Source organism: Pseudomonas californiensis (assembly GCF_021147775.1).
In the GTDB taxonomy this organism is placed as follows: Bacteria; Pseudomonadota; Gammaproteobacteria; order Pseudomonadales; family Pseudomonadaceae; genus Aquipseudomonas; species Aquipseudomonas californiensis.
The window spans coordinates 49363-76304 of record NZ_JAGTPK010000007.1 but is presented as its reverse complement, the minus strand read 5'-3'; the positions used below and the strand labels follow the sequence as shown (position 1 = coordinate 76304).

The 26942-nt window shown below is 57.8% G+C and carries 23 protein-coding genes; 20 read left to right on the top strand and 3 right to left on the bottom strand.

Annotated features, from left to right (window positions below):
* Positions 1-96 precede the first annotated feature (96 nt).
* The 12 genes from fabZ (at position 97) to ispD (ending at position 14637) form a co-directional block, all read left to right on the top strand.
* Positions 97-537 (top strand): 3-hydroxyacyl-ACP dehydratase FabZ, encoded by a 441-nt coding sequence (fabZ, locus tag KDX37_RS08845; RefSeq protein WP_231652293.1) that lies wholly within the window; start codon positions 97-99, stop codon positions 535-537.
* Positions 534-1310, top strand: coding sequence for an acyl-ACP--UDP-N-acetylglucosamine O-acyltransferase (gene lpxA / locus KDX37_RS08840; protein ID WP_231652292.1), 777 nt, complete (start codon positions 534-536; stop codon positions 1308-1310). The genes fabZ and lpxA overlap by 4 nt, the downstream gene beginning before the upstream one ends.
* Positions 1311-1312: 2 nt before the next feature.
* Positions 1313-2455, top strand: a complete 1143-nt coding sequence (lpxB, locus tag KDX37_RS08835; protein ID WP_231652291.1) for a lipid-A-disaccharide synthase — start codon at positions 1313-1315, stop codon at positions 2453-2455.
* Between the two features lie 11 nt (positions 2456-2466).
* Positions 2467-3117, top strand: a complete 651-nt coding sequence (gene rnhB / locus KDX37_RS08830; protein ID WP_231652443.1) for a ribonuclease HII — start codon at positions 2467-2469, stop codon at positions 3115-3117.
* Between the two features lie 64 nt (positions 3118-3181).
* Positions 3182-6703, top strand: coding sequence for a DNA polymerase III subunit alpha (dnaE, locus tag KDX37_RS08825; protein WP_231652290.1), 3522 nt, complete (start codon positions 3182-3184; stop codon positions 6701-6703).
* A gap of 128 nt (positions 6704-6831) precedes the next feature.
* Positions 6832-7779 carry an acetyl-CoA carboxylase carboxyl transferase subunit alpha gene (accA, locus tag KDX37_RS08820; RefSeq protein WP_231652289.1) on the top strand — a complete coding sequence of 316 codons (948 nt, stop codon included), beginning with the start codon at positions 6832-6834 and terminating at the stop codon, positions 7777-7779.
* A gap of 149 nt (positions 7780-7928) precedes the next feature.
* Positions 7929-9266: a tRNA lysidine(34) synthetase TilS gene (gene tilS, locus KDX37_RS08815; RefSeq protein ID WP_231652288.1), complete on the top strand. Its 1338-nt coding sequence runs from the start codon at positions 7929-7931 to the stop codon at positions 9264-9266.
* A 263-nt stretch (positions 9267-9529) separates the two neighbouring features.
* Positions 9530-11161, top strand: coding sequence for a CTP synthase (locus KDX37_RS08810; protein WP_231652287.1), 1632 nt, complete (start codon positions 9530-9532; stop codon positions 11159-11161).
* A gap of 15 nt (positions 11162-11176) precedes the next feature.
* A complete protein-coding gene (gene kdsA / locus KDX37_RS08805; RefSeq protein WP_231652286.1) occupies positions 11177-12022 on the top strand; it encodes a 3-deoxy-8-phosphooctulonate synthase in 846 nt (281 codons plus the stop codon).
* 140 nt (positions 12023-12162) lie between these two features.
* Positions 12163-13449, top strand: coding sequence for a phosphopyruvate hydratase (gene eno, locus KDX37_RS08800; protein WP_231652285.1), 1287 nt, complete (start codon positions 12163-12165; stop codon positions 13447-13449).
* Positions 13450-13636: 187 nt separating this feature from the next.
* A complete protein-coding gene (ftsB, locus tag KDX37_RS08795; RefSeq protein ID WP_002554710.1) occupies positions 13637-13915 on the top strand; it encodes a cell division protein FtsB in 279 nt (92 codons plus the stop codon).
* Between the two features lie 11 nt (positions 13916-13926).
* On the top strand, positions 13927-14637 hold the full coding sequence (ispD, locus tag KDX37_RS08790) for a 2-C-methyl-D-erythritol 4-phosphate cytidylyltransferase (RefSeq protein ID WP_231652284.1): 711 nt from the start codon (positions 13927-13929) through the stop codon (positions 14635-14637).
* Positions 14638-14679: 42 nt separating this feature from the next.
* On the opposite strand, the gene KDX37_RS08785 is transcribed toward ispD, so the two are convergent.
* Positions 14680-15576: a LysR substrate-binding domain-containing protein gene (locus tag KDX37_RS08785; RefSeq protein WP_231652283.1), complete on the bottom strand. Its 897-nt coding sequence runs from the start codon at positions 15574-15576 to the stop codon at positions 14680-14682.
* 104 nt (positions 15577-15680) lie between these two features.
* Here KDX37_RS08785 and KDX37_RS08780 point away from each other — a divergent pair, with 104 nt between their 5' ends.
* The 8 genes from KDX37_RS08780 (at position 15681) to rpoS (ending at position 22910) form a co-directional block, all read left to right on the top strand.
* A complete protein-coding gene (locus KDX37_RS08780) occupies positions 15681-16793 on the top strand; it encodes an S-(hydroxymethyl)glutathione dehydrogenase/class III alcohol dehydrogenase (protein ID WP_231652282.1) in 1113 nt (370 codons plus the stop codon).
* 88 nt (positions 16794-16881) lie between these two features.
* Entirely contained in the window at positions 16882-17727 is an 846-nt protein-coding gene (fghA, locus tag KDX37_RS08775; RefSeq protein WP_231652281.1) for an S-formylglutathione hydrolase, read from the top strand.
* A 53-nt stretch (positions 17728-17780) separates the two neighbouring features.
* Positions 17781-18254, top strand: coding sequence for a 2-C-methyl-D-erythritol 2,4-cyclodiphosphate synthase (gene ispF, locus KDX37_RS08770; protein WP_231652280.1), 474 nt, complete (start codon positions 17781-17783; stop codon positions 18252-18254).
* The gene (truD, locus tag KDX37_RS08765) at positions 18251-19309 is read left to right on the top strand and encodes a tRNA pseudouridine(13) synthase TruD (RefSeq protein WP_231652279.1); all 1059 of its coding nucleotides are present in this window, start codon (positions 18251-18253) and stop codon (positions 19307-19309) included. The genes ispF and truD overlap by 4 nt, the downstream gene beginning before the upstream one ends.
* The gene (gene surE, locus KDX37_RS08760; protein WP_231652278.1) at positions 19297-20046 is read left to right on the top strand and encodes a 5'/3'-nucleotidase SurE; all 750 of its coding nucleotides are present in this window, start codon (positions 19297-19299) and stop codon (positions 20044-20046) included. The genes truD and surE overlap by 13 nt, the downstream gene beginning before the upstream one ends.
* A 41-nt stretch (positions 20047-20087) precedes the next feature.
* On the top strand, positions 20088-20723 hold the full coding sequence (locus KDX37_RS08755) for a protein-L-isoaspartate(D-aspartate) O-methyltransferase (RefSeq protein WP_231652441.1): 636 nt from the start codon (positions 20088-20090) through the stop codon (positions 20721-20723).
* A gap of 206 nt (positions 20724-20929) precedes the next feature.
* Positions 20930-21796 (top strand): peptidoglycan DD-metalloendopeptidase family protein, encoded by an 867-nt coding sequence (locus KDX37_RS08750; RefSeq protein WP_231652277.1) that lies wholly within the window; start codon positions 20930-20932, stop codon positions 21794-21796.
* 103 nt (positions 21797-21899) lie between these two features.
* On the top strand, positions 21900-22910 hold the full coding sequence (rpoS, locus tag KDX37_RS08745; protein WP_231652276.1) for an RNA polymerase sigma factor RpoS: 1011 nt from the start codon (positions 21900-21902) through the stop codon (positions 22908-22910).
* Between the two features lie 562 nt (positions 22911-23472).
* Here rpoS and fdxA read toward each other — a convergent pair.
* Positions 23473-23796 (bottom strand): ferredoxin FdxA, encoded by a 324-nt coding sequence (gene fdxA, locus KDX37_RS08740; RefSeq protein ID WP_043305397.1) that lies wholly within the window; start codon positions 23794-23796, stop codon positions 23473-23475.
* Between the two features lie 244 nt (positions 23797-24040).
* The gene (gene mutS, locus KDX37_RS08735) at positions 24041-26608 is read right to left on the bottom strand and encodes a DNA mismatch repair protein MutS (protein WP_231652440.1); all 2568 of its coding nucleotides are present in this window, start codon (positions 26606-26608) and stop codon (positions 24041-24043) included.
* Positions 26609-26942 lie beyond the last annotated feature (334 nt).

Here is a 26942-nt window from a genome sequence, read left to right as displayed (position 1 = left end):
TCAAGCGTGCACAGTCGATAAACTGCCTCCTTGATGTAGGGGAGTGCTGCGCAGTCGCGACGCACTCCTAATCTTTACTACAGGCTTCCCCTCGAAATGATGGACATCAAAGAAATTCGCGAATACCTGCCTCACCGTTACCCGTTCCTCCTCGTGGATCGCGTGACTGAGCTGGATATCGAGAACAAAACCATTCGCGCCTATAAGAATGTCAGCGTCAATGAGCCCTTTTTCGAGGGTCACTTTCCTCAGCATCCGATCATGCCGGGTGTTCTGATCATTGAAGCCATGGCGCAGGCCGCCGGTATCCTCGCATTCAAGATGCTGGACGCAAAACCTTCAGACGGCACGCTTTACTATTTCGTGGGTTCAGACAAGCTGCGTTTCCGTCAGCCCGTTCTGCCCGGCGACAAGCTGGTTCTGGAAGCGAGCTTTCTGAGCTCCAAGCGCCAGATCTGGAAATTCGAATGCAAGGCCACAGTTGACGGCAAGGCGGTATGCTCTGCTGAAATCATCTGTGCGGAACGCAAACTATGAGTTTGATTGACTCTCGCGCAATCATCGATCCGACGGCCGTCCTGGCGGACAACGTTGAGGTTGGCCCCTGGTCGATCGTCGGACCTGGTGTGGAAATTGGCGAGGGTACAATTGTCGGTCCTCACGTTGTCCTCAAAGGGCCTACGAAGATTGGCAAGCACAATCGTATTTACCAGTTCTCGTCGATAGGCGAGGACACCCCCGATCTGAAATACAAGGGCGAGGAGACTCGTCTGGTGATCGGCGATCACAACGTGATCCGCGAGGGCGTGACCATTCACCGTGGAACGGTTCAGGATCGCGCCGAGACCACGCTGGGCGATCACAATCTGATCATGGCCTATGCCCATATCGGGCATGACAGCGTGATCGGCAATCACGTGATTCTGGTCAACAACACAGCGCTGGCCGGGCATGTGCACGTGGATGACTGGGCGATCCTCTCGGGGTTCACCCTGGTTCACCAGTTCTGCCACATTGGTGCGCACAGTTTCTCGGGCATGGGCACTGCAATCGGCAAGGACGTTCCTGCGTTCGTGACCGTATTCGGCAACCCGGCAGAAGCGCGCAGCATGAACTTCGAAGGCATGCGCCGTCGTGGGTTTTCTGATGAGGCCATTCACGCGTTGCGCAAAGCCTACAAGACGGTCTATCGGCAACGCCTGACCATCGACCTGGCGATTGCCGATCTTGCAGAGCCAGCGGCGCGTTTTCCTGAGGTGGCTGTGTTTCTGCAGTCGATCCAGAACTCAACACGCGGCATTACCCGCTAACCATGACGAATCTACTGCGTATCGCTTTGGTGGCTGGTGAGGCTTCCGGCGATATCCTCGGATCCGGCCTGATGCGTGCCATCAAGGCTCGTCACCCCAATGTCGAGTTCATCGGGGTGGGCGGGCCGCTGATGGAGGCCGAAGGCATGCAGTCCCAGTTCCCCATGGAGCGTCTGTCGGTCATGGGGCTGGTCGAGGTTCTCGGACGTCTGCGCGAGTTGCTGGCCCGTCGCAAGCTTCTGGTGCAGACCCTCGTCGAGCAAAAGCCGGACGTTTTCATCGGTATCGATGCGCCGGACTTCACGCTCAATATCGAGCTTCAACTGCGAAGAGCCGGGATCAAGACGGTTCATTACGTAAGTCCTTCAGTATGGGCGTGGCGTCAGAAACGTGTGCTCAAGATCCGTGAAGGCTGTGACCTGATGCTGACACTGCTGCCCTTCGAAGCACGGTTTTACGAAGATCAGGGCGTCCCGGTCCGTTTTGTCGGGCACCCATTGGCCGACACCATCCCTTTGGAGTCCGATCGGGATGCGGCCCGTGCCGAGTTGGGTTTTGACGGTACCGGACCGGTGGTTGCATTGATGCCCGGCAGTCGCGGCGGAGAAGTCGGGCGGCTGGGTGGTCTGTTCTTTGACGCTGCCGAACGAGTGTTGGCCCAGCGTCCGGGCACGCGATTCGTCCTGCCATGTGCCAGTCCTCAGCGGCGAGCCCAGATTGAAAGCCTGTTGCAAGGGCGGTCGTTACCCGTGACGTTGCTCGATGGTCGGTCACATGTTGCGCTGGCAGCCTGTGACGCGGTGTTGATCGCGTCTGGCACTGCGACACTGGAAGCCTTGCTCTACAAGCGCCCCATGGTGGTCGCTTATCGCCTCGCCCCCGTGACGTTCTGGATACTGAAACGGCTGGTCAAAAGTCCTTACGTGTCGCTGCCGAATCTGCTGGCCCAACGCTTGCTGGTGCCCGAGTTGCTTCAGGATGCGGCTACCTCTGAGACGCTGGCTGATACTCTCCTGCCGCTGATCGATGGCGGACAGGCGCAGACCGAAGGCTTCGACGAAATTCATCGGACGTTGCGTCGTGATGCTTCCAATCAGGCGGCCGATGCGGTATTGAGCCTGGTTGGCCATACGTCTTCATTGTGAGTGTGACCATGATGCAAACAGGTTTGGATTTCACCCTCGTCGAAGATCTGGTCGCAGGCGTCGATGAGGTGGGCCGGGGTCCTCTTTGTGGTGCTGTGGTGACAGCTGCCGTGATTCTGGACCCGGCCAGACCCATTCTCGGGCTCAACGATTCGAAGAAGTTGACCGAGGCCCGGCGCGAAAAACTGTTCGACGAAATCCAGGAAAAAGCCCTGTGCTGGTTTATCGCTCGCGCTGAAGTCGAGGAAATCGACTCGCTGAACATTCTGCATGCCACCATGCTGGCAATGAAACGTGCTGTCGAAGGGTTGAGTATCACCCCGAAACTGGCACTCATTGACGGTAATCGTTGCCCGCAACTGTCCGTGCCCTCAGCGCCGGTGGTGCAGGGCGATGCCAAGGTTCCAGCCATCGCGGCGGCCTCGATTCTTGCCAAGGTCAGTCGCGATCGCGAGATGGCTGCCTTCGAGCTCATCTACCCGGGTTACGGGATGGGCGGGCACAAGGGTTATCCGACTCCAGTGCACCTCGAGGCCTTGGCTCGTCTGGGACCTACGCCTATTCACCGTCGCTCGTTTGCCCCGGTTCGTGCTGCCTATGAAGCCCGCGCGATGATGATCATGGGATCGGCTTCTTTGTCAGCAAGCTTGTTGCAGGACTGACGTTTCCATCAGGGGTCGCTACAATCCCGCCCTCGTTTTTCTGTTTTCGCGCTATAGGATCACCATGCCGGCTTCTTTCGTTCATCTGCGCCTGCACACCGAATACTCTCTGGTCGATGGTCTGGTGCGGGTCAAGCCGCTCATCAAGGCCCTGACCGGCATGGGCATGCCCGCAGTGGCGGTGACCGATCAGAACAACATGTGCTCGCTGGTCAAGTTCTACAAGGCAGCACAGGGGTCGGGTATCAAGCCCATTTGTGGCGTCGATCTTTGGCTGGCTGGCAGGGACGAAGACGCGGCACTCAGCCGTATCAGCCTCCTGGCCATGAATGCACAAGGCTATCGCAACCTTACCGAGCTGATTTCTCGCGGCTTTATCGAAGGTCAGCGCAACGGTCAGATCGTGATTGAGCGTCAGTGGGTCGCGCAGTCCAGCGAAGGTGTGATTGCCCTGTCAGCGGCCAAAGAAGGCGAGATCGGCATGGCATTGCTCGGTGGCAATCCGGGCGAGGCCGATGAACTGTTGCGCGAATGGATGTCTGTGTTCCCTGACCGTTTCTACGTCGAGGTGCAGCGCACCAATCGCGCCAATGACGAAGAGCATTTGCACGCCGCTGTGGCACTTGCCGATCGTCATGGTGCTCCGCTGGTTGCGACCAACGATGTGCGTTTCATCAAACAGGCCGACTTCGAGGCGCACGAAACACGCGTGTGCATTGGCGAAGGCCGGGCGCTAGATGACCCTCGTCGCTCGCACAACTATAGCGATCAGCAGTACCTGAAAAGCCCTGAAGAAATGGCGGAGCTGTTCAGCGACTTGCCGGAAGCGCTGGAGAACACCGTCGAAATTGCCAAACGGTGCAATATCGACGTCAAGCTGGGCACCCACTTTCTGCCCAACTTCCCGATCCCTGATGGCATGACCATCGATGAGTACTTCCGCAAAGTCTCGTTCGATGGGCTGGAGGAGCGGCTTTCCGTTCTGATGCCCAAGGACACCACCGAGGATTACGAGACCAAGCGTCAGGTCTACGTTGACCGGTTGAATTTCGAGCTGGATATCATCATCCAGATGGGCTTCCCCGGTTACTTCCTGATCGTTATGGATTTTATCCAGTGGGCCAAGAGCAATGGCGTGCCGGTAGGCCCGGGTCGTGGATCGGGTGCCGGTTCGCTGGTTGCCTACGTTCAGAAGATCACCGACCTCGATCCGCTTGAATACGATTTGCTGTTCGAGCGATTCCTGAACCCTGAACGGGTTTCCATGCCCGACTTCGACGTCGACTTCTGCATGGACGGTCGAGATCGCGTCATCGACTATGTGGCCGAGAAATACGGCCGTAACGCGGTCAGCCAGATCATCACCTTCGGTTCGATGGCGGCCAAGGCGGTGGTGCGTGACGTGGCGCGGGTGCAGGGCAAGTCTTACGGGCTGGCGGATCGCCTGTCCAAGATGATCCCGTTCGAAGTTGGCATGACCCTCGAAAAGGCTTATGAGCAGGAAGAGATTCTGCGCGACTTCCTCAAGGTCGATGAAGAAGCCGCTGAAATCTGGGAGATGGCGCTCAAGCTTGAAGGTGTTGTGCGTAACGTCGGCAAGCACGCCGGTGGCGTGGTTATCGCGCCGACCAAACTGACGGATTTCTCGCCCATTTATTGCGACGAGGCGGGCGACGGTCTGGTAACGCAGTTCGACAAGGATGATGTCGAGGCGGCCGGGCTGGTGAAGTTCGACTTCCTGGGCTTGCGGACCCTGACCATCATTGACTGGGCGCTGAAGACCATCAACCGCGACCGCGCCAAGGTCGACGAAGAGCCGCTGGACATCGCTTTCATCCCACTGGATGACATGCCGACCTATCAGCTGTTGCAACGCGCCGAGACCACGGCAGTGTTCCAGCTTGAGTCGCGTGGCATGAAAGAGCTGATCAAGAAGCTCAAGCCCGACTGCCTGGAAGACTTGATTGCGCTGGTGGCTCTGTTCCGTCCGGGGCCGCTGCAGTCAGGGATGGTTGACGACTTCATCAACCGCAAACACGGTCGTGCCGAGCTGTCTTATCCGCACGTTGACTATCAGTATGAAGGCTTGAAGCCTGTACTGGCGCCGACTTACGGCATCATCCTGTATCAGGAACAGGTGATGCAGATCGCTCAGGTCATGGCGGGCTATACCCTTGGCGGTGCAGACATGCTGCGTCGTGCCATGGGCAAGAAAAAGCCCGAAGAAATGGCCAAGCAGCGTGGCGGTTTCATTGATGGCTGCAAGACCAATAACATCGACCCGGACCTGGCCGGTAACATTTTCGATCTGGTAGAGAAATTTGCCGGCTACGGCTTCAACAAATCCCACTCGGCCGCCTATGGCCTGGTTTCGTACCAGACCGCCTGGCTGAAAACCCACTACCCGGCGCCGTTCATGGCTGCTGTGTTGTCGGCGGACATGCACAACACCGACAAGGTCGTGACCTTGATCGAAGAAGTGCGCACGATGAAGTTGCGCCTCGACGCGCCGGACGTGAACACGTCTGACTTCAAGTTCACCGTCAGCGACGATGGCCGGATTCTTTATGGTCTGGGCGCGATCAAGGGGGTGGGCGAGGGGCCGGTCGAGGCCATCACCGAAGCGCGTCTTGATGGTCCGTTCAAGGATCTGTTCGACTTCTGTGCTCGCGTGGACCTGAAGCGGGTCAACAAAAGAACGCTGGACGGCCTGATTCGCAGTGGTGCTCTGGACCGCCTCGGTCCGTACTTCGAACTGGAGCCCAAGGCGTATCAGGCCAATATCGACCGTAACCGCTCGGTGCTGCTGGCGGCGCTGGAAGAGGCGATTCAGGCTGCCGAGCAGACCGCTCGCAGTCGCGACAGCGGGCACTCGGACCTGTTCGGCGGCCTGTTCGTCGAAGAGGATGCAGATGTCTACGCCAACCATCGCAAGACTCGCGAGCTGAGTCTCAAGGACCGCTTGCGTGGTGAAAAGGAAACGCTGGGGCTTTACCTGACCGGGCACCCGATCGACGAATACGAAGGCGAGATTCGTCGTTTTGCTCGTCAGCGCATCATTGATCTCAAGCCTGCCCGAGATACACAGACAGTAGCGGGTCTGATCATTGCCTTGCGTGTGATGAAGAACAAGAAGGGCGACAAGATGGGGTTCATTACCCTGGATGACCGCTCTGGGCGTATCGAGGCATCGTTGTTTGCCGAGGCGTTTCATTCGGCTCAGTCACTGTTGCAGACCGATGCTATGGTGGTGGTCGAAGGTGAAGTGAGTAATGATGACTTCTCCGGCGGCCTGCGGTTACGTGCCAAACGTGTCATGAGTATCGAAGATGCACGGACCAACCTGGCCGAAAGCCTGCGTGTAACGGTGCATGCCGACGCGCTCAAGGGTGATCGGCTACGCTGGCTGGGCGACTTGTGCAAGCGCCACCGGGGTGCTTGTCCGGTCACAGTGGATTACACGGGGCAGGACGCCAGAGCATTACTGCAATTCGGAGAAGCATGGCGAATTGATCCGGCAGACAGCTTGATTCAAGCTCTTCGTGACCAGTTCGGACGTGAGAACGTCTTTCTCCAGTATCGTTGAACGCTGCAGGCTGGACCTGCGCTCAGCCCTGAATTTTAATTTCGACCTGACCGCGCCTGTTTCCCGAGGGAAAGGCGCAGACGGATCAACCGGCCGGCCTCTTGGCCGTCTACCCAAGACGGATGCCTATGAACCCGAATTTTCTTGATTTCGAACAGCCTATCGCTGACTTGCAGGCCAAGATCGAAGAACTGCGCCTGGTGGGTAACGACAACTCGCTGAACATCGGCGACGAGATCTCCCGGCTGCAAGACAAGAGCAATACGCTCACCGAAAGTATCTTCGGTAACCTGACCAGTTGGCAGATTGCGCGCATGGCGCGTCATCCACGTCGCCCTTACACACTGGATTACATCGAAAATATCTTCACCGAGTTCGATGAGCTGCACGGTGATCGCCACTTCTCCGACGATGCCGCCATCGTTGGCGGTATCGCGCGTCTGGAAGGTCAGCCGGTCATGGTGATCGGTCATCAGAAAGGCCGCGAAGTGCGCGAGAAGGTACGTCGCAACTTTGGCATGCCGCGTCCCGAGGGATACCGCAAGGCCTGTCGTCTGATGGAAATAGCCGAGCGTTTCAAGATGCCGATCCTGACCTTCATCGACACGCCGGGCGCCTACCCTGGTATCGACGCTGAAGAGCGTAACCAGAGCGAGGCGATTGCCTGGAACCTGCGTGTCATGGCTCGTCTGAAAACGCCGATTATCGCAACTGTGATTGGTGAAGGTGGCTCGGGCGGCGCGCTGGCCATTGGTGTCTGCGACCAGCTGAACATGCTTCAGTATTCGACCTACGCAGTTATTTCCCCTGAAGGCTGCGCGTCGATTCTGTGGAAAACCGCCGAGAAGGCACCGGATGCTGCCGAAGCCATGGGCATCACGGCTGACCGTCTGAAAGGTCTGGGCATCGTTGACAAGGTGATCGGCGAGCCACTCGGCGGTGCACACCGTGATCCGGTTGCGGCGGCTGCCTCGATCCGCGAAGAGCTGAGCAGCCAGTTGGCGATGCTCAAGCAGTTTGACAATGACGCGCTGCTTGCCCGCCGTTATGACCGCCTGATGAGCTACGGTCTCTGACAGATCGTCTCGCCCGTGATCGCCCAGTCAATGGGCTGGTTACCAGGCGTTCTGCCCTTTGCGGCAATCGGTGCAGTGCTCCGGTTGGCCGCGAAGGCGACTTGGTTTGCACGGCTTTCTGATCGCCCCCCACCGAACGACCTCTATCGATGACCACGTCACCACACAGCGGTCATGATCTCCCCGCAAGGCTTCTTCAAACCCTGGCACCCTGGCGTCATGCCCCGGTCTGGCATGTCGGTTTCTCCGGTGGCCTGGATTCCACTGTTCTGCTGCATCTTCTGGCTCGGCTCGCTCAGCGGGAAATACTGCCTGCGCTCCGTGCCATTCATGTTCATCACGGTCTGCAGGATGTCGCCAATGCATGGCCGGAGCATTGTCGCCAGGTTTGTCAGGCTCTTGATGTGCCTTTTGAAACGGTCTACGTACATATCGAGCCGGGCTCGAGCATCGAGCAGGCCGCTCGTCGGGCTCGCTATGACGCATTTACTCGAAGGCTGGGGCCGGGTGATGTCTTGCTGACCGGGCAACACCGCGATGATCAGGCTGAAACCCTGATGTTTCGTCTGCTGCGTGGTGCCGGAGTGCGTGGGCTTGCCGCCATGCCTGAGGCTCGTGTGCTAGGGCCTGGACATTTGCTGCGACCGTTGTTGGCGGTGTCCCGTGAAGAACTCGAGAGTTACGCCTGCGAACAGGGTTTGAGCTGGGTTGAAGACCCGAGCAACGATGATCTTCGGTTCTCACGTAACTTTTTGCGCAGGCAGGTCATGCCGTTGCTGACTTCCCGCTGGCCGCAGGTTGCCATAGGCATGGCACGTACCGCCAGCCACCTGGCGGAAGCCCAACTGCTGCTGGACGAGCTGGCCGAGCAGGACCTGACCCATGCAAGGCCGGTGACCGAGTTTGCCTGGGCGGGCATTCCTGCGTTGGCCCTGACGCCCTTGGCGGCGTTGTCTGCCGCACGACAGCGTAACGCCCTGCGCCACTGGCTTGCGCCACTGACACGCTTGCCGGACACCGACCATTGGGCAAGCTGGGAAACCTTGCGTGATGCAGCGGAGGACGCTGCGCCGGTCTGGCGACTGGCCGATGGAGAACTGCATCGCGCTCAGGGTCATATCTGGTGGTTGTCCGGAAGCTGGCTTCGTCCCGTGAACGGCACGTCGTTCTGGATCAATGCGCGCGAGGTGTTGAGCCTTGCGGGCAACGGTCAGGTGATGATCGAGGGTGATGCGCCGGCCGGCCCCTTGAACGTGCGTTACCGCCAGGGCAAGGAGGCCCTGCTGCTGGCCGGACGCGGCCATCGCGATCTCAAACGTCTGCTCAACGAGCAGGGCGTGCCGGCCTTCATGCGCGGCAGATTGCCGCTGCTGTACCGGGATGACCAGTTGCTGGCGGTTGCCAACCTCGCCGGGCTGGACGGTTTGGCCAATGAACACTGGCGTTTGCGCTGGATTGCACCGACGAGCGACCAAAGTTTGAGCTGAAAGGCCCTTTCAGGTAGACTACGCTCCCTTCTTGATACAGCTTATGTTGGTTCTTCTGAAACAACGCAAGTTGCCGGTTACCAACCCGTATTTACTGGGTGATTCTTAAAATGTGGCGCGCAATGGACAGGCTTCGGCCGGTCGGTTTCAACGCAGCAGTTTCGGGAGTGCACCGTGAATTTTGTCGGTAATCGGGGGCTTCGGCCTTCCTTCGCTTTCCCCGGCGGCTCTGACCGCTTTAACGCAGACTTCTAGGGTTTTTCATGACGCGCTACATCTTCGTCACGGGCGGTGTTGTTTCTTCATTGGGGAAAGGCATTGCCTCGGCTTCATTGGCGGCCATCCTGGAGGCGAGGGGGCTCAAAGTCACCATGCTCAAACTGGACCCCTACATCAACGTGGATCCAGGCACCATGAGCCCGTTCCAGCACGGTGAAGTGTTCGTCACTCACGACGGCGCCGAGACCGACCTGGACCTTGGTCACTATGAGCGGTTCATCCGCACCACCATGACCCAGAACAACAACTTCACCACCGGCCGTGTCTACGAACACGTCCTGCGCAAAGAGCGCCGTGGTGATTATCTGGGGGCGACCATTCAGGTCATTCCGCACATCACCGACGAAATCAAGCGCCGCATCATCAAGGGTGCAGGCGATGCTGATGTTGCGTTGGTCGAAATCGGCGGTACGGTCGGTGACATCGAGTCGCAACCGTTCCTTGAAGCCATTCGCCAGTTGCGTTTCGAAGTCGGCGCACGCCGCGCGATGCTGATGCACCTGACGCTGGTTCCGTATATAGCGACTGCGGGCGAGACCAAAACCAAACCGACTCAGCACTCGGTCAAGGAATTGCGTTCCATCGGCCTGCAGCCAGATGTTCTGGTCTGCCGTTCCGATCACCCGATCGACATCTCGTCGCGTCGCAAGATCGCGCAGTTCACCAACGTCGAAGAGCGCGCAGTGATTGCGCTGGAAGACGCCGACACGATCTACAAGATCCCTGGCATCCTTCACTCGCAAGGTCTGGACGATTTCGTCGTCGAGCGCTTCGGCCTGCAATGCGGTGGCGCCGATCTGTCCGAATGGGACAAGGTCGTCGATGCCAAGCTCAACCCTGAGCACGAAGTCACCATCGCGATGGTCGGCAAGTACATGGAACTGCTCGACGCCTACAAGTCGTTGATCGAGGCCATGAGCCACGCCGGTATCACCAACCGCACCAAGGTCAATCTGCGTTATATCGATTCCGAAGACATCGAGAATCAGGGCACCGGCCTGCTGGAAGGCGTGGATGCGATTCTGGTGCCAGGCGGCTTCGGTCTGCGTGGCGTCGAAGGCAAGATCACTGCCGTTCAGTACGCTCGCGAAAACAAGGTTCCGTACCTGGGTATCTGCCTGGGCATGCAGGTTGCGGTCATCGAGTTCGCACGTAACGTGCTGGGCTGGAAGGACGCCAACTCCACTGAATTCGACCGCACCAGCGCGCACGCTGTCGTGGGTCTGATCACCGAGTGGGAAGACGCTACCGGCGCTGTTGAAACCCGCACCGAAAGCTCCGATCTGGGCGGCACCATGCGTCTGGGTGCGCAGGAATGCCAACTGGAAGCCGGTTCTCTGGTTCATGACTGCTATGCGAAAGACGTGATTGTCGAACGTCACCGTCATCGCTATGAAGTGAACAACAAGCTGCTGCCGCAACTGATCGAAGCCGGTCTGAAGATTTCCGGTCGCTCCGGTGACGGCGCGCTGGTTGAAGTGGTCGAGTCCCCGGATCATCCCTGGTTCGTTGCTTGCCAGTTCCATCCGGAGTTCACCTCCACGCCACGCGACGGTCATCCGCTGTTCAGCGGTTTCGTCAAAGCGGCACTGGCTCAACATCAGAAAAACGCCTGACAGGGATATCAGCACATGGCTCAGAAAATCATCCGCGTAGGCTCCATCGAGATCGCCAACGACAAGCCCATGGTTCTGTTTGGCGGCATGAACGTCCTTGAGTCCCGTGACATGGCCATGCAGGTCTGCGAAGAGTACGTACGGGTTACCGAAAAGCTCGGTATCCCCTATGTATTCAAGGCCAGCTTCGACAAGGCCAATCGCTCATCGGTCAATTCGTACCGTGGCCCGGGCCTTGAAGAAGGCATGCGTATTTTCGAAGAGATCAAGCGCACCTTCAATGTGCCGCTGATCACCGATGTGCATGAGCCGCATCAGGCCGCCGTGGTCGCCGAAGTCTGCGACATCATTCAATTGCCGGCTTTTCTGTCCCGACAGACTGATCTGGTGGTCGCCATGGCCAGGACTGGCGCAGTGATCAACATCAAGAAAGCCCAGTTTCTCGCGCCTCAGGAAATGAAACATATCCTGACCAAGTGCGAAGAAGCGGGTAACGATCAGTTGATCCTGTGCGAACGTGGCTCAAGCTTCGGTTACAACAACCTGGTGGTGGACATGCTCGGCTTCGGCATCATGAAGCAGTTCGAATACCCGGTGTTCTTCGACGTGACTCATGCCCTGCAAATGCCGGGCGGCCGCTCCGATTCGGCCGGTGGTCGTCGTGCGCAGGTGCTGGATCTCGCCAAGGCTGGCCTGAGCCAGAACCTGGCCGGTCTGTTCCTCGAGGCCCATCCGGATCCGGACAATGCCAAGTGCGATGGCCCTTGTGCGTTGCGTCTCGACAAGCTCGAGCCGTTCCTTGCCCAGCTCAAGACGCTTGATGACCTGGTTAAAAGTTTTCCGACTGTAGAGACCGCTTGAGCAGGGTTCTCCGGTAAAGTGCCGTTCCCCGTCATTCGTGACGGGGTTGTCGCATTCAGGCCTGCCCGTTCACGCGTCTGATTGCGAACATTGTTTTTTCCAGCTGCGTCGTTTTCGTCAATCTTGGAGTGTTTACAACAATGGCAAAAATCGTCGACATCAAAGGTCGTGAAGTTCTCGACTCCCGTGGCAATCCAACCGTAGAAGCCGATGTGCTCCTCGACAACGGCATCATCGGTTCGGCCTGCGCGCCGTCCGGTGCTTCAACCGGCTCGCGCGAAGCGCTCGAGCTGCGTGATGGCGACAAGAGCCGTTACATGGGCAAAGGCGTGCTGAAAGCGGTCGCCAACATCAATGGCCCGATTCGTGACCTGCTTCTGGGCAAGGATCCGGTCGACCAGAAGGCACTGGATCACGCGATGATCGCGCTCGACGCGACCGAGAACAAGGCAACACTGGGCGCCAACGCCATCCTCGCTGTCTCTCTGGCCGCTGCCAAGGCTGCTGCCCAGGACCAGGACTTGCCGTTGTACGCGCACATTGCCAACCTGAACGGCACACCGGGTGTCTACTCGATGCCAGTACCTATGATGAACATCATCAACGGTGGCGAGCACGCTGATAACAACATCGACATCCAGGAATTCATGATCCAGCCGGTCGGCGCCAAGACCTTTGCCGAAGGCCTGCGCTGGGGTACCGAGATTTTCCATCACCTCAAGGCTGTGCTCAAAGCGCGTGGCTTGAACACCGCGGTTGGTGACGAAGGTGGTTTCGCCCCGAACCTGGCGTCCAATGAAGAAGCACTGAGCGCAATCGCCGAAGCCGTGGCCAATGCCGGTTACACGCTGGGCACTGACGTGACCCTGGCGCTTGATTGCGCGGCCAGTGAGTTCTACAAGAACGGCAAGTACACACTCAGCGAAGAAGGCGAGTACGACTCTGCCGGGTTTGCCGATTACCTGGCTGACCTGGTCAGCAAACACCCGATCATTTCCGTTGAAGATGGCCTGGACGAGTCTGATTGGGATGGCTGGAAAATCCTCACCGACAAGATCGGCGACAAGATCCAACTGGTAGGTGACGACCTGTTCGTGACCAACACCAAGATCCTGAAAGAAGGCATCGACAAGAAAATCGCCAACTCGATCCTGATCAAGTTCAACCAGATCGGTACGCTGACCGAAACGCTGGAAGCCATCCAAATGGCCAAGGCCGCTGGTTACACTGCAGTGATCTCTCACCGTTCCGGCGAGACCGAAGATTCGACCATTGCCGACCTGGCCGTGGGCACGTCTGCCGGTCAGATCAAAACCGGTTCGCTGTGCCGCTCCGACCGTGTTTCGAAGTACAACCAACTGCTGCGTATCGAAGAGCAATTGGGTTCCAAGGCTGTGTATCGTGGTCGCGCCGAGTTTCGCGGCTGAGCCATAGGTGGTAAAAGACGCAGAACGTTGCGGAAAAGTCGATGCACCTGATTTCTCCCGCAGCGTTGATGCTGACGCTCCGCTGTAGTCTGGAGTGATTGAGCCTGGCTTATGTCAGGCTCAATGCCCTCAGTCATTTGTTATCGTGTTGGCTCTGCCGTCTTTTTACTGGGTACCTGATATTTCAATGCGCAGTCCTAACTGGTTGTTCCTCGTCCTGCTGCTGTTGCTTGCCGGCTTGCAGTATCGCCTGTGGGTGGGTAACGGAAGCCTCGCACAAGTGGCCAGCCTGACTCAGCAAATCGCGGATCAGCACGCCGAGAATGAGGTGTTGCTGGAGCGAAATCGCGTGCTCGATGCTGAGGTCATGGAATTGAAGAAGGGCCTTGAGACTGTTGAAGAGCGTGCCAGGCATGAGCTGGGCATGGTCAAGGACGGCGAAACCCTTTACCAGTTGGCGCAATAAAAGTTGGTGCCATGAAAGATTTCCTTCCTGCCTTCTGGGCAGTGATACCTGCGGCGGGTGTTGGCGCCCGCATGGCAGCTGACCGTCCCAAGCAGTACCTGCAACTGGGCGGCCTTACCATCCTTGAACACAGTCTCCTTTGCTTTCTCGATCACCCGCGCTTAAAGGGGCTGGTCGTGAGTCTGGCTGCGGACGATCCGTGGTGGCCTGAATTGCCGTGTGCCCTGGATTCGCGTATTCAGCGTGTGGAGGGTGGCCAGGAGCGCTCGGGGTCAGTACTCAATGCCTTGCTGCACCTGCATGCGAACGGTGCCAGCGATGAAGATTGGGTGCTGGTGCACGATGCCGCACGTCCGAATCTGGCGCGCAGTGATCTCGACACGCTGCTGAGCGAGTTGGCTGACGATCCGGTAGGCGGCTTGCTGGCGGTGCCGGCGCGCGACACCCTCAAGCGTGCAGACGCTGAGGGGCGAGTGACTGAAACGGTCGATCGCAGCCTGATCTGGCAAGCCTATACGCCGCAGATGTTCCGTCTGGGTGCCTTGCATCGCGCGCTTGCCGACAGCCTGGTATCAAACGTGAGCGTTACCGATGAAGCCTCGGCCATCGAGTGGGCAGGGCAATCGCCCCGTCTGATCGAAGGCCGCTCTGATAACATCAAGGTCACCCGACCAGAAGACCTCGAATGGCTTCGCCTTCGGCGCAGCGAATTCGGGCGTTGATTCTGATCAAATAGTGCTGACTAGGCTGCTGGTCTGCTCAGGCTACGACTGGTATTCATCGCGCAGTGCCAGGCCTTGCTTCAGGTAATCGACCAGCTTTCTGACTTTCGGTGACAGATGCCGTTGTTGGGGATACAGCGCCCAGACCGCCGTGTTGGGCGGCTGATGCGCCTCCAGCAATGAGATCAGCGCGCCGCTCTTCAGATGCTTCTGCACATAATAGTCTGGCAACTGACACAGACCGACCCCGTGCAAAGCCGCGTCCAGTACGGCCTGCCCACTGTTACAGCGCCAATTGCCCTGAACCCGTTGCGAAAACTCTCGGCCGTTCTGTTGCAGCAGCCAAGTGTCGCTGCCTCCGATCAGACAGTTGTGGCGACTGAGTTCCGACAAGCTGTGAGGTCTGCCGTAGCGCTCGATGTAAGAGGGTGAAGCGCACAGGTACATTTGCCGTGGTGCCAGCCGGGTGGCAACCAGTCGCGAATCTTGCAACCGGCCCAGTCGAATCGCCAGGTCCATGCCTTCGTGGACCAGGTCCAGAGTGTCATTGCTCAGTTCGATGTCGACGCGCAAATGCGGATAGACATCCATGAAGCGCGTCACCAGCGGGGTGATGAACCGCTCTCCGTAAGCCACTGCACAGGTCATGCGCAACAACCCTTTGGGCTCGCTGGTCAGGTCGTTGACCGCCCGCAATGCTTCCTCGCGGCCATCCTGCAAACGCTGGCAATGATGTAGAAATGTCTGACCTGCCTCAGTCAACGCGACCTTGCGAGTGCTGCGATACAGCAAGCGGGTCTGCAGCCGTTCTTCGAGACGCACGATCTGGCGGCTCACGTGTGAAGACGACACACCCAGCCGCTGCGCTGCTGCTGTGAAGCCGCCACACTCAGCCACCGCGACAAACTCGTCCAGGCCTTCCCAGCGATTGGTATGCATTGATTGTCCCTGTACAGCATTAATGTTTTGCTTTTAACGGTATTACTCGTCAATTGGCACTGTACTACACTGCAAACCTTGTTTTTATCCGCTGGAGAAGATTGATGATCAAGTCACGCGCTGCTGTTGCCTTCGAGGCCAAGAAGCCCCTGGAAATCGTTGAAGTCGATGTCGCCATGCCGAAGGCCGGTGAGGTCCTGCTGCGAGTGGTGGCTTCCGGCGTTTGCCACACCGACGCTTACACCTTGTCCGGTGCAGATCCTGAAGGCATCTTCCCGTCGATTCTGGGTCATGAAGGTGGTGCGATCGTCGAAGCCGTTGGCGAAGGCGTGACATCGGTCGTTGTCGGTGATCACGTCATTCCGCTGTACACGCCGGAGTGTCGTCAGTGCAAATTCTGCCGTTCGGGCAAAACCAACCTGTGCCAGTCGATCCGCGCCACGCAGGGCAAAGGCCTGATGCCGGACGGCACGACTCGCTTCTCCTATAAAGGCGAGCCCATTTTTCACTACATGGGCACCTCGACCTTTTCCGAGTACACCGTGCTACCGGAAATTTCCGTCGCCAGGATCGACAAGCAAGCACCACTGGAAAAGGTCTGCCTGTTGGGCTGCGGCGTAACCACTGGCATTGGCGCCGTGCTCAATACTGCCAAGGTCAAGCCGGGCGACACAGTGGCCATCTTCGGTCTGGGCGGTATCGGCCTTTCAGCAGTGATTGGTGCGGTCAAGGCCAAAGCGGCGCGAATCATCGCCATCGACATCAACCCCGGCAAGTTCGAAATCGCCAAACAACTCGGCGCCACTGATTGCGTCAACCCGAAAGACTTCGATCGCCCGATTCAGGAAGTCATCGTCGACATGACCGATGGCGGTGTCGATTTCTCTTTTGAGTGCATCGGCAACGTGCAATTGATGCGCGCAGCGCTGGAAAGCTGCCACAAGGGTTGGGGCGAGTCAGTGATCATCGGTGTTGCGGGTGCCGGTCAGGAGATCTCCACCCGTCCGTTCCAGCTGGTCACCGGCCGCGTCTGGCGCGGTTCGGCGTTCGGTGGCGTTCGTGGTCGCACCGAGCTGCCGAGCTACGTCGACATGGCACAGACCGGCGAAATCCCGCTGGACACCTTCATCACCCATACCATGGGCCTTGAAGACATCAACAAGGCATTCGACCTGATGCACGAAGGCAAAAGCATTCGCACCGTCATTCATTTCTAAGCAGCGACAAACAGTTGGCCATTGATTGCAGAAGTCCACAGAGTCTTTTGCAGTCTAGGCCAAGGTTTGACGTTGGGAGTCGACGACCATGACCCTGGAAAACATTTCCTGCCAAAAAAGCTTTGGCGGATGGCACAAGCGTTACAAGCATCACTCTCAGGTGCTGGGCTGCGACATGGTGTTCGCCGTTTATCTTCCTCCGCAGGCAGAGCAGGGCGCCAGGCTGCCGGTGCTTTACTGGCTGTCAGGATTGACCTGTAACGATGAGAACTTCATGCAGAAGGCCGCTGCTCAGCGTATTGCGGCCGAACTGGGCATCATCCTGGTAGCGCCTGACACCAGCCCGCGGGGTCCTGATGTGCCGGATGATCCGGACAATGCCTGGGACTTCGGCCTGGGTGCCGGCTTTTATCTGAATGCCACTGAAGCGCCGTACGCTCGGCATTATCAGATGCACGACTATGTCGTGAAAGAGCTGCCGTCCCTGATCGAGGCGCACTTCCCGGCTTCCCAGGCGCGCAGCATCAGTGGACATTCGATGGGCGGCCACGGCGCGCTGGTTTGCGCATTGCGCAACCCTGGGCGATACAAGTCGGTGTCGGCGTTTTCGCCAATCAGCAACCCGATGGACTGTCCATGGGGGCAGAAAGCTTTCAGCCGTTATCTGGGCGAGGATCGCTCACGCTGGCGTGAATGGGACGCCAGCGTGCTGATCGCAGAGGCCAGCGAGCAGTTGCCGACTCTGGTCGACCAGGGTGACCGGGATGATTTTCTGATCAATCAGCTCAAGCCCGAAGCGTTGTCTCAGGCAGCCAAGGCGGTGCAGTACCCGCTTACCCTGAGAATGCAGCCTGGCTACGACCACAGCTATTTCTTCATAGCCAGCTTCATCGAGGACCATCTGCGTCATCATGGCGAAGCCTTGAACAGCTAACGTGCTCCAAAGCAGGTAGAATCAAGCCCTGACTTTTTTCGGGGCGTTTTTTTATGCGTATTGGCCATGGCTATGATGTGCACCGTTTCGCAGAAGGCGATTTCATTACCTTGGGCGGCGTGCGGATTGCACACGGTTTCGGCCTGCTGGCTCATTCTGATGGCGATGTTTTGCTCCATGCGCTGAGTGATGCACTTTTGGGCGCTGCCGCGCTTGGGGACATCGGCAAGCATTTCCCCGATACCGATCCACAATTCAAGGGTGCCGACAGCCGCGTACTGCTGCGTCATGTGCTCAAACAGGTTCAAATCAAGGGCTGGAAAGTGGGTAATGTCGACGCCACCATCGTGGCTCAGGCACCCAAGATGGCGCCGCATATTGACGCCATGCGGGCGCTTATCGCCGAAGATCTTCAGGTTGAGCTGGACCAGGTCAATGTGAAAGCCACCACCACTGAAAAGCTGGGTTTCGTGGGTCGTGAAGAAGGCATTGCCGTGCATGCTGTTGCTTTGTTGCTGCGCGCATGACCGAACTCGAACTGCTGGGCCCAAGGGCCTATGGCGATGCGTTGGGCCGGGCCGTTCTCAAGGCAACGGCTGAAGACTTTCAAGTGGATGAAGTGCTCGACATACCCCTGTCTGGCAGTGGCGAGCATTTGTGGCTATGGGTCGAAAAACGTGGGCTCAATACTGAAGAAGCTGCCCGTCGCTTGGCTCGCGCTGCGGGCGTTCAGTTACGCACTGTCAGCTATGCCGGTCTCAAGGACCGCCAGGCGCTGACCCGCCAGTGGTTCAGCATTCAGCTGCCTGGCAAAGCTGATCCTGATCTGTCGGCCGCGCAGGATGAGACGCTGCAGATACTCAAAAGCAGCCGCCATTCGCGCAAGCTGCAACGCGGCGCGCATGCCGCCAACGGTTTTACCCTGAGGCTTACTCAACTGGAGGCTGACAAGGAGGCCTTGAATCAGCGCCTTGAGTCGATTGCCCGCTCGGGTATCCCCAACTATTTTGGTGCGCAGCGGTTCGGCTATCTGGGCGGAAACCTGGGTGAGGCACGCGATTATGCTGCACGCCAGGCGCTGCCGGAGCAGCGGGCAGTGCGCTCCAGGCTGCTTTCGACTGCGCGCAGTTACCTGTTCAACCGTGCCTTGGCAGCGCGAGTCGCCGACGGCAGTTGGCAGCGTGCTCAGGTCGGTGACCTGCTGGCGTTTACCGACAGTCGAAGTTTTTTTCCGGCCGGTATCGACGAGTGCAGCGATCCACGGTTGGCCATTCTGGATGTGCATCCGACGGGTCCGCAATGGGGTGAAGGCCCATCGCCAGCTGCTGGCGCGACCGCTGAGCTCGAAAATGCCATTGCTGCTGAAGAATCATCACTTCGCGACTGGTTGGTCAGGGCTGGAATGGAGCACGAACGTCGCATCCTTCGGCTGCCCATTGGGCGGCTGACGTGGCATTATCCCGAGCCTGACATTCTGCAACTGGAATTCGTCCTGCCGCCCGGATGTTTCGCCACTGTTTTGGTGCGCGAACTCGTCGATCTGGTGCCGGTTGGGCAGACGGACAGCTCATGCGTATTCTGATTTCAAATGATGACGGGGTGAATGCTCCCGGTCTTGCAGCGCTGTATGCGGCGCTGACGGACTACACTGAGTGCGTGGTAATTGCACCTGACCAGGATAAAAGCGGCGCCAGCAGCTCGTTGACGCTCGACCGGCCTTTGCATCCGCAGACGCTGGGCAATGGCTTTATCAGTTTGAACGGCACGCCGACCGATTGCGTTCATCTGGGGCTGAACGGGCTTCTGGAGCAGGAGCCGGACATGGTTGTTTCAGGTATCAATCTGGGCGCCAATCTGGGTGATGACGTGTTGTATTCAGGCACAGTTGCCGCAGCGCTTGAGGGACGCTTTCTGCAGCGTCCGTCGTTTGCTTTTTCGTTTCTGTCGCGTCAGGTGGAAAATCTGGCCACTGCCGCGCATTACGCACGTCTGCTGGTTGAGGCTCATGAACAGCTCGACCTGCCGCCGCGCACGGTGTTGAACGTGAATATCCCGAACCTGCCACTGGAGCATGTGCGAGGCGTTCAACTGACACGCCTCGGGCATCGTGCCCGTGCCGCAGCGCCGGTCAAGATGGTTGACCCTCGCGGTCGTGCCGGATACTGGATCGCCGCCGCCGGAGATGTCGAAGACGGTGGTGCGGGTACTGACTTTCATGCGGTCATGCAAGGATATGTCTCTATTACACCGTTGCAGCTGGATCGAACCTATCAGGATGGTTTTGGCAGCCTGAATCATTGGCTGGAGGGTCTGCGCTGATGTCGCGCGAGCAAGATGATCTGTTACGACGCGGGATCGGGATGACCTCGCAGCGCACTCGCGAGCGCTTGATTCAGCGTTTGTCTGAAGAAGGTGTGTCCAATGACCGCGTTCTGGATGTGATTCGCAAGACCCCTCGTCACTTGTTCGTGGATGAGGCGCTGGCGCACCGGGCTTACGAAGATACGGCGCTGCCTATTGGTCACAACCAGACCATCTCGCAGCCATACATGGTCGCCCGTATGAGCGAGCTTCTACTGGCTGCCGGCCCGTTGGACAAGGTCATGGAAATCGGCACAGGCTCGGGTTATCAGACCGCCGTGCTGGCGCAACTGGTGGAACGCGTGTTTTCGGTAGAGCGCATCAAGGTGCTCCAGGATCGTGCCAAGGAGCGTCTGGTCGAGCTCAATGTGCGTAACGTTGTCTTTCGCTGGGGCGACGGCTGGGAAGGGTGGCCTGCTCTGGCGCCCTATAACGGGATAATTGTTACCGCAGTGGCGACCGATGTACCACAGGCATTGCTCGACCAACTGGCGCCTGGGGGCCGTCTTGTCATCCCGGTAGGCTCTGGAGAAGTTCAGCAGTTGATGCTGATCATTCGCGAGGAAAACGGATTTTCACGCCATGTGCTGGGCGCTGTAAGGTTTGTGCCTTTGTTGAACGGGCCTATCGCGTGAAAGTCGTCCCGGATAACGAGTGAATTCTGGCGACGGTCGCGGGTCTACAACCGTCTGCCGGTATTGATGAAGTGTCGCAATGCATCGTATCTGTTTTGAGATCCGTGCATGTCATCGTTTATGACGCAGTTAACCACTGGCTGCCCGCCGCGCTTGCGGCACAATAGGCACCTTTTGAATTCAGTCACCAGTAAAGGGAGTGGCGGGTGAGTCACGCAGTCATTCAGCAGCTCAGGTCTTCAAGAAGTTATCAGCGTCTGTTGATTGGCATTGCTCTCAGTGTCCTTTTGGTGGGCTGCTCCAGCTCGCCTTCGGGCGGTGTTCGTGTTGTTGATCGCAATGGCAATACGGTCGCTCAACGTCCCGCAGTTACCACTGGGCAATATGTAGTCCGGCGTGGCGATACGCTCTTTTCCATTGCGTTTCGTTACGGCTGGGACTGGAAAGCCCTCGCTGCCCGTAACCAGATTCCAGAGCCGTTCACGATCAAACCGGGTCAGACCATTCGCTTTGACGGGCGCTCGTCTTCGTCGCCGGAAGTGGCGTCCAGCTCCGGCGGCGGCACTCCTGTCACCACGACTTCGACCAGTACCAGCAGCTCCGGCTCGGTCAAGACCACGGTCATTTCAAAGCCGATTGCCGTTGTACCGGTAGTAATACCTCCATCTGCAACCACCGCGACGGGCCCGGCTGGCAAGTCGCCGTCGGGTTGGACGTGGCCTTCAAGCGGCATATTGATAGGAAAATTTTCTTCAAACGGTAGTTTGAATAAAGGAATTGATATCGCTGGTGATTTGGGACAGCCTGTTTTGGCAGCGTCTGATGGTTCAGTTGTTTACGCCGGAAGTGGATTACGGGGCTACGGCGAATTGATCATCATCAAACACAGCGATACCTACGTCAGCGCCTACGGTCACAACCGCAGGCTTTTGGTACGGGAAGGGCAACAGGTCAAGGCAGGGCAAACGATTGCCGAAATGGGGTCGACAGGAACTGACCGGGTGAAGCTGCATTTTGAGATTCGCCGACAAGGGAAGCCTGTAGATCCACTGGGATTTTTGCCACGCCGCTGATAGTTGCCAGCCTGTTCCTGGCGCAGAAGGAACAGGCTCAAGCGTTGCCACGGATATAGGCGTCGCTGGAGCTTGAGGTCGAACTCACCAAAGGACTATAACAATGGCTCTTAGCAACGAAGCGCCGGAGTTTGACATCGATGATGACGTGCTCCTCATGGACGCTGGCATTGTCCTGGGGGAAGCGCCGAAAGAGAAGCAGCCGTCTACTGCTGCTACTGGGCGCACGAAAGCAAAGCACGCCGCATCGCTCAAACAACACAAATATATTGATTACACTCGGGCGCTCGACGCTACGCAGCTGTACCTCAATGAAATAGGCTTTTCCCCGCTGTTGTCCCCGGAAGAAGAGGTCCACTTTGCGCGCTTGTCGCAACGTGGTGATCCGGCTGGGCGCAAACGCATGATTGAGAGCAATCTGCGGCTGGTGGTCAAAATCGCCAGACGCTATGTCAATCGTGGTCTGTCATTGCTGGATCTGATCGAAGAGGGCAACCTGGGCTTGATCCGGGCTGTTGAAAAATTCGATCCTGAACGCGGCTTCCGCTTCTCTACCTACGCCACTTGGTGGATTCGTCAGACCATCGAGCGCGCGATCATGAATCAGACCCGGACTATCCGGTTGCCGATTCACGTCGTCAAAGAACTCAATGTCTACCTGCGCGCCGCCAGGGAGTTGACGCAAAAGCTTGACCACGAACCGTCCCCTGAAGAGATCGCGAACCTGCTGGAAAAACCGGTGGGCGAGGTCAAGCGCATGCTTGGGCTCAATGAGCGTGTTTCCTCGGTGGATGTCTCTCTTGGGCCAGACTCTGACAAGACGCTACTGGATACGTTGACCGATGACCGGCCAACGGACCCCTGCGAGCTACTGCAGGACGATGACCTGTCACAAAGCATTGATCAGTGGCTTTCCGAGCTGACCGAAAAGCAGCGTGAAGTGGTCATACGTCGCTTCGGTTTGCGCGGCCACGAGAGCAGTACACTTGAGGATGTAGGCCTTGAGATCGGGTTGACCCGCGAGCGTGTTCGTCAGATCCAGGTAGAGGGCCTCAAGCGCCTTCGTGAGATCCTGGAAAAGAATGGTCTTTCGAGCGAGTCGCTCTTTCAGTAATCCCCCCAGCCAGCTCTCACTACAGCCGATATCGACACGATGTGTTCATATCGGCTGTTTTATATGTCTTGCATCATGTAACCGTGTGTTGCTTCAGATTCTCTGTTGCCCAGCCCCGATGATTCGCATCGCGGGCGTGCGGCTGAGTGCTGCGGTTTAAAACGTGCGGCTCATGTAGGTTATTGCGCACATAGGCTGTAAGTCATGTTGGTTTTGAAGGTGAGAGTAATCACTCAATGCCTACCTGACTGTGATTAACGTTCTGATATACATAGAATTATTATTTTCGGTCACTGTCGGGCGGAAATATTTTGCTGCGCGCTGGCGCTTGCCTCTGCTCAGCAAATGACTAATATCGGAGCTGTGCCAAGGGATCGGCGCAGGCCGTCAAGGATGACAGTCGAGGACATGGCAGGATGCCATTCATCAGGACGATGATCAGGGAATACAGGGACAATGGAATGAGTGTGGGCGGGTCATACCGCCCCTTTTTTATCGCTTCACATGCTTTTGAACACCTGACAAAAAAGGCCCTTGAAGGGCCTTTTTTGTTGTCTGGAATCTAGCGTTCCAGATCGGCAATCTTGTCTTTTTTACCGTCCCACTCTGCCGCGTCGGGCAAAGCGTCTTTCTTTTCCGTGATGTTAGGCCACACCTCGGCAAGCTCGGCGTTGAGCTCGATGAAGTTTTCCATCCCGGCAGGAATCTCGTCTTCCGAGAAGATTGCCTGAGCAGGGCATTCAGGCTCACAGAGAGCGCAGTCAATGCACTCGTCCGGGTGAATGACCAGGAAGTTTGGTCCCTCGTAGAAGCAGTCCACCGGACAGACTTCCACACAGTCGGTGTACTTGCACTTGATGCAGTTGTCGGTGACGACGAAGGTCATTTCTAATTCTCTCCTCAGGCGATGCGGCAGAGCCCTTCCAGACAGGGTTGCCAGGTTCGGGACGTTTCCCGGCCCTGTGAAATCACGTGCTTTTGATAAGTGGCCTTGAGGCAGTCTGACTGCGTCGCCTGCCACTCACCCTTGGTTCGCTGCGTTTCACGCGGCTCGATCGGCTGCTCAGCCAGGCTAAAAGCTGAGAGCATCCCAGACCGCGCGGGATTCTAACAGCATGTAACGGCCCGCGTCACAGGCGAGTTTGCAATGTGTAAAGCAAATCCAGCGCCTGACGTGGAGTCAGATCATCAACCTTGATCTTCGACAGCTCGTCGAGCACCGGGTGCGGCAAGCTTGCGAACAGATCGCTTTGTAGCGGTACTGCTGGCTTGCCCGGCTTGGTTCGAGGTTGTTCGTGGGGCAGGCTGGTCGTTTCCAGGCGTTGCAGATGCTCTTTTGCACGCGTAATCACTTTGCCTGGAACGCCCGCCAACTGGGCCACGGCGAGGCCATAGCTCTGGCTTGCAGGGCCTGGCAGCACCCGATGCAGGAACACGATTCGCTCATTGTGTTCAGTGGCGTTCAGGTGCACGTTGCTGACCAGCGTCTCGTTTTCCGGCAAGACTGTCAGCTCAAAGTAATGCGTGGCAAACAGCGTGTAGGCTCTCAGCTGGGCGAGACATTCTGCCGCAGCCCAGGCAAGCGAAAGGCCGTCGAAGGTACTGGTGCCACGTCCGACCTCATCCATCAGCACAAGACTTTGATCGGTCGCGTTGTGCAGGATGTTCGCGGTTTCGCTCATTTCCACCATGAACGTGGAGCGGCCACCCGCCAGGTCGTCACTTGAGCCGATCCGGGTGAAGATGCGGTCCACCAGTGACAGCTCGCAACTGGCGGCAGGAACGAAGCTGCCAATGTGCGCCAGCAGCACGATCAACGCGGTCTGGCGCATGTAGGTCGATTTACCGCCCATGTTCGGACCGGTGATGACCAGCATGCGGGTCTGATCGTCCAGTGCCAGGTCGTTGGCGACGAAAGGTGTGGACAGCACCTGCTCTACAACCGGGTGGCGACCCTGCTCGATACGCATGCACGGCTCTGCAACGAAGCGTGGGCAGTTGAGGTCAAGATTCAGCGCGCGCTCGGCCAGATTGCTCAGTACATCAAGCTCGGCCAACGCTGCAGCGGTATCTTGAAGTGGTGCCAGGTGACCGATCAGGTCTTCAAGCAACGCTTCGTAGAGCATTTTCTCGCGGGCGAGTGCACGGCTCTTGGCCGACAGCGCCTTGTCTTCGAACTCCTTGAGTTCCGGCGTGATGAATCGCTCGGCACCTTTCAGCGTTTGACGGCGAATGTAATCGACGGGCGCCTGTTCGGCCTGCTTGCTGGGAAGCTCGATAAAGTAGCCATGCACGCGGTTGTAGCCGACTTTCAGGTTGGCGAGACCAGTGCGAGCTTTTTCGCGCGCTTCAAGATCAATCAGAAACTGGCCCGCGTTCTCGCTCAACGATTGCAGATCGTCCAGCCCGGCGTCGTAACCGGTCTTGAGGACGCCACCGTCACGGATCACTGCAGGCGGATTATCGATGATTGCGCGTTGCAGCAGATCAGCCAGTTCGGGATAGGTGCTCGCAGTACTCGCCAGCTGTTGCAGGTGCGGCGCATCCAGATCGGTCATTGCCTGCTGCAAGGCAGGCAGGGCGCTCAGCGCATCGCGTAAACGGGCAAGGTCTCTTGGACGGGCATTGCGCAGGCCGATACGCGCAAGGATCCGCTCGATGTCACCGATTTCCTTGAGTTGCGGTTGCAGACTTTCAAATCGGTAACGCTCCAGAAAACAGGTGATCGAGGTCTGACGCGCCTGAAGAATGGTCAGGTCCCGCAACGGGCGATTCAGCCAGCGCGTCAGCAGACGCGTACCCATGGCCGTCTGGCAGCGGTCCATGACCGATTGCAGCGTGTTATCGCGGCCGCCCGCCAGGTTGGTATCCAGTTCAAGGTTGCGGCGGCTGGCGCCGTCCAGAATCACCGTATCGTCCAGTCGCTCGTGACGCAGGCTGCGCAAATGCGGCAGAGCAGTGCGCTGGGTTTCCTTGGCATAACTCAGCAGGCAACCGGCTGCACCGATTGCCAGCGTCAGCATTTCGCAGCCGAAGCCCTTCAGGTCCTGCGTCGAAAACTGCTGGCACAGGCTCTTGTGAGCCGAATCCCGCTCGAAATCCCACGGCGCCCGACGTCTTGCCCCGCGGCGTTTTTCAGCAGGCAGGCCCTGTGGCCAATCATCCGGAATCAACAGCTCGACCGGATTGATACGCTCAAGCTCGGCCAGCAGGTTTTCCCAGCCCTTGATTTCCAGCACGCTGAAGTTGCCGCTGGTGATGTCCAGTACCGCAAGGCCGAACAGACGTTCGTCACCCAACACTGCTGCGATCAGGTTGTCCCTGCGCTCGTCGAGCAATGCTTCGTCGCTGACAGTGCCAGGGGTGATGATGCGTACGACCTGACGGTCGACCGGGCCCTTGCTGGTGGCCGGGTCGCCGATCTGCTCGCAGATCACGACCGACTCTCCCAGCTTGACCAGCTTGGCCAGATAACCTTCGGCAGCGTGATAAGGGATGCCGCACATGGGGATGCTTTGCCCGGCCGACTGACCGCGTGCCGTCAGGGTAATATCCAGCAACTTGGCGGCTTTCTTGGCGTCTTCATAGAAGATTTCGTAGAAATCACCCATGCGGTAAAACATCAGCTGGTCCGGGTGCTGGTTTTTCAGCCTCCAGTACTGCTGCATCATGGGGGTGTGTGAAGAAAGGTCGGAAATTGCTTTATTCATCAGTAATTCAGGCAAGTTCTTGAGGAGATGGGGCAAACCCTAGCGTACGACGGAAAGACCCTCTGGGTTTCGAGGGTTGTCTGCTCAATGGTCGCGATGCGCGCAAGGTTATCACGCACGTCGCAGGGACGCAGGTCTGGCTTGGCGGTGCCTCAATCGTCACGTTGCGTTTCTGAACGTCCATAAACCTCGATTTGCTGTATAGACTTCCATCGCTGTCACCGATACCCGGCAGGCGGCTTATAAAAAAGGACTTTTATATGACGAACAAACGAGCAAGGGATGCGGTCAATGGACGTTTCATTGCGCTGGAAGAAGCACG

Coding starts and splice junctions, on each gene's coding strand:
- eno (WP_231652285.1), top strand. CDS start 12,163: ATGGCAAAAATCGTCGACATCAAAGGTCGTGAAGTTCTCGACTCCCGT.
- KDX37_RS08755 (WP_231652441.1), top strand. CDS start 20,088: ATGACCTCGCAGCGCACTCGCGAGCGCTTGATTCAGCGTTTGTCTGAA.
- fabZ (WP_231652293.1), top strand. CDS start 97: ATGATGGACATCAAAGAAATTCGCGAATACCTGCCTCACCGTTACCCG.
- ispD (WP_231652284.1), top strand. CDS start 13,927: ATGAAAGATTTCCTTCCTGCCTTCTGGGCAGTGATACCTGCGGCGGGT.
- KDX37_RS08810 (WP_231652287.1), top strand. CDS start 9,530: ATGACGCGCTACATCTTCGTCACGGGCGGTGTTGTTTCTTCATTGGGG.
- ispF (WP_231652280.1), top strand. CDS start 17,781: ATGCGTATTGGCCATGGCTATGATGTGCACCGTTTCGCAGAAGGCGAT.
- lpxB (WP_231652291.1), top strand. CDS start 1,313: ATGACGAATCTACTGCGTATCGCTTTGGTGGCTGGTGAGGCTTCCGGC.
- KDX37_RS08785 (WP_231652283.1), bottom strand. CDS start 15,576: ATGCATACCAATCGCTGGGAAGGCCTGGACGAGTTTGTCGCGGTGGCT.
- fghA (WP_231652281.1), top strand. CDS start 16,882: ATGACCCTGGAAAACATTTCCTGCCAAAAAAGCTTTGGCGGATGGCAC.
- accA (WP_231652289.1), top strand. CDS start 6,832: ATGAACCCGAATTTTCTTGATTTCGAACAGCCTATCGCTGACTTGCAG.
- fdxA (WP_043305397.1), bottom strand. CDS start 23,796: ATGACCTTCGTCGTCACCGACAACTGCATCAAGTGCAAGTACACCGAC.
- lpxA (WP_231652292.1), top strand. CDS start 534: ATGAGTTTGATTGACTCTCGCGCAATCATCGATCCGACGGCCGTCCTG.
- rpoS (WP_231652276.1), top strand. CDS start 21,900: ATGGCTCTTAGCAACGAAGCGCCGGAGTTTGACATCGATGATGACGTG.
- KDX37_RS08780 (WP_231652282.1), top strand. CDS start 15,681: ATGATCAAGTCACGCGCTGCTGTTGCCTTCGAGGCCAAGAAGCCCCTG.
- kdsA (WP_231652286.1), top strand. CDS start 11,177: ATGGCTCAGAAAATCATCCGCGTAGGCTCCATCGAGATCGCCAACGAC.
- truD (WP_231652279.1), top strand. CDS start 18,251: ATGACCGAACTCGAACTGCTGGGCCCAAGGGCCTATGGCGATGCGTTG.
- dnaE (WP_231652290.1), top strand. CDS start 3,182: ATGCCGGCTTCTTTCGTTCATCTGCGCCTGCACACCGAATACTCTCTG.
- rnhB (WP_231652443.1), top strand. CDS start 2,467: ATGCAAACAGGTTTGGATTTCACCCTCGTCGAAGATCTGGTCGCAGGC.
- tilS (WP_231652288.1), top strand. CDS start 7,929: ATGACCACGTCACCACACAGCGGTCATGATCTCCCCGCAAGGCTTCTT.
- ftsB (WP_002554710.1), top strand. CDS start 13,637: ATGCGCAGTCCTAACTGGTTGTTCCTCGTCCTGCTGCTGTTGCTTGCC.
- surE (WP_231652278.1), top strand. CDS start 19,297: ATGCGTATTCTGATTTCAAATGATGACGGGGTGAATGCTCCCGGTCTT.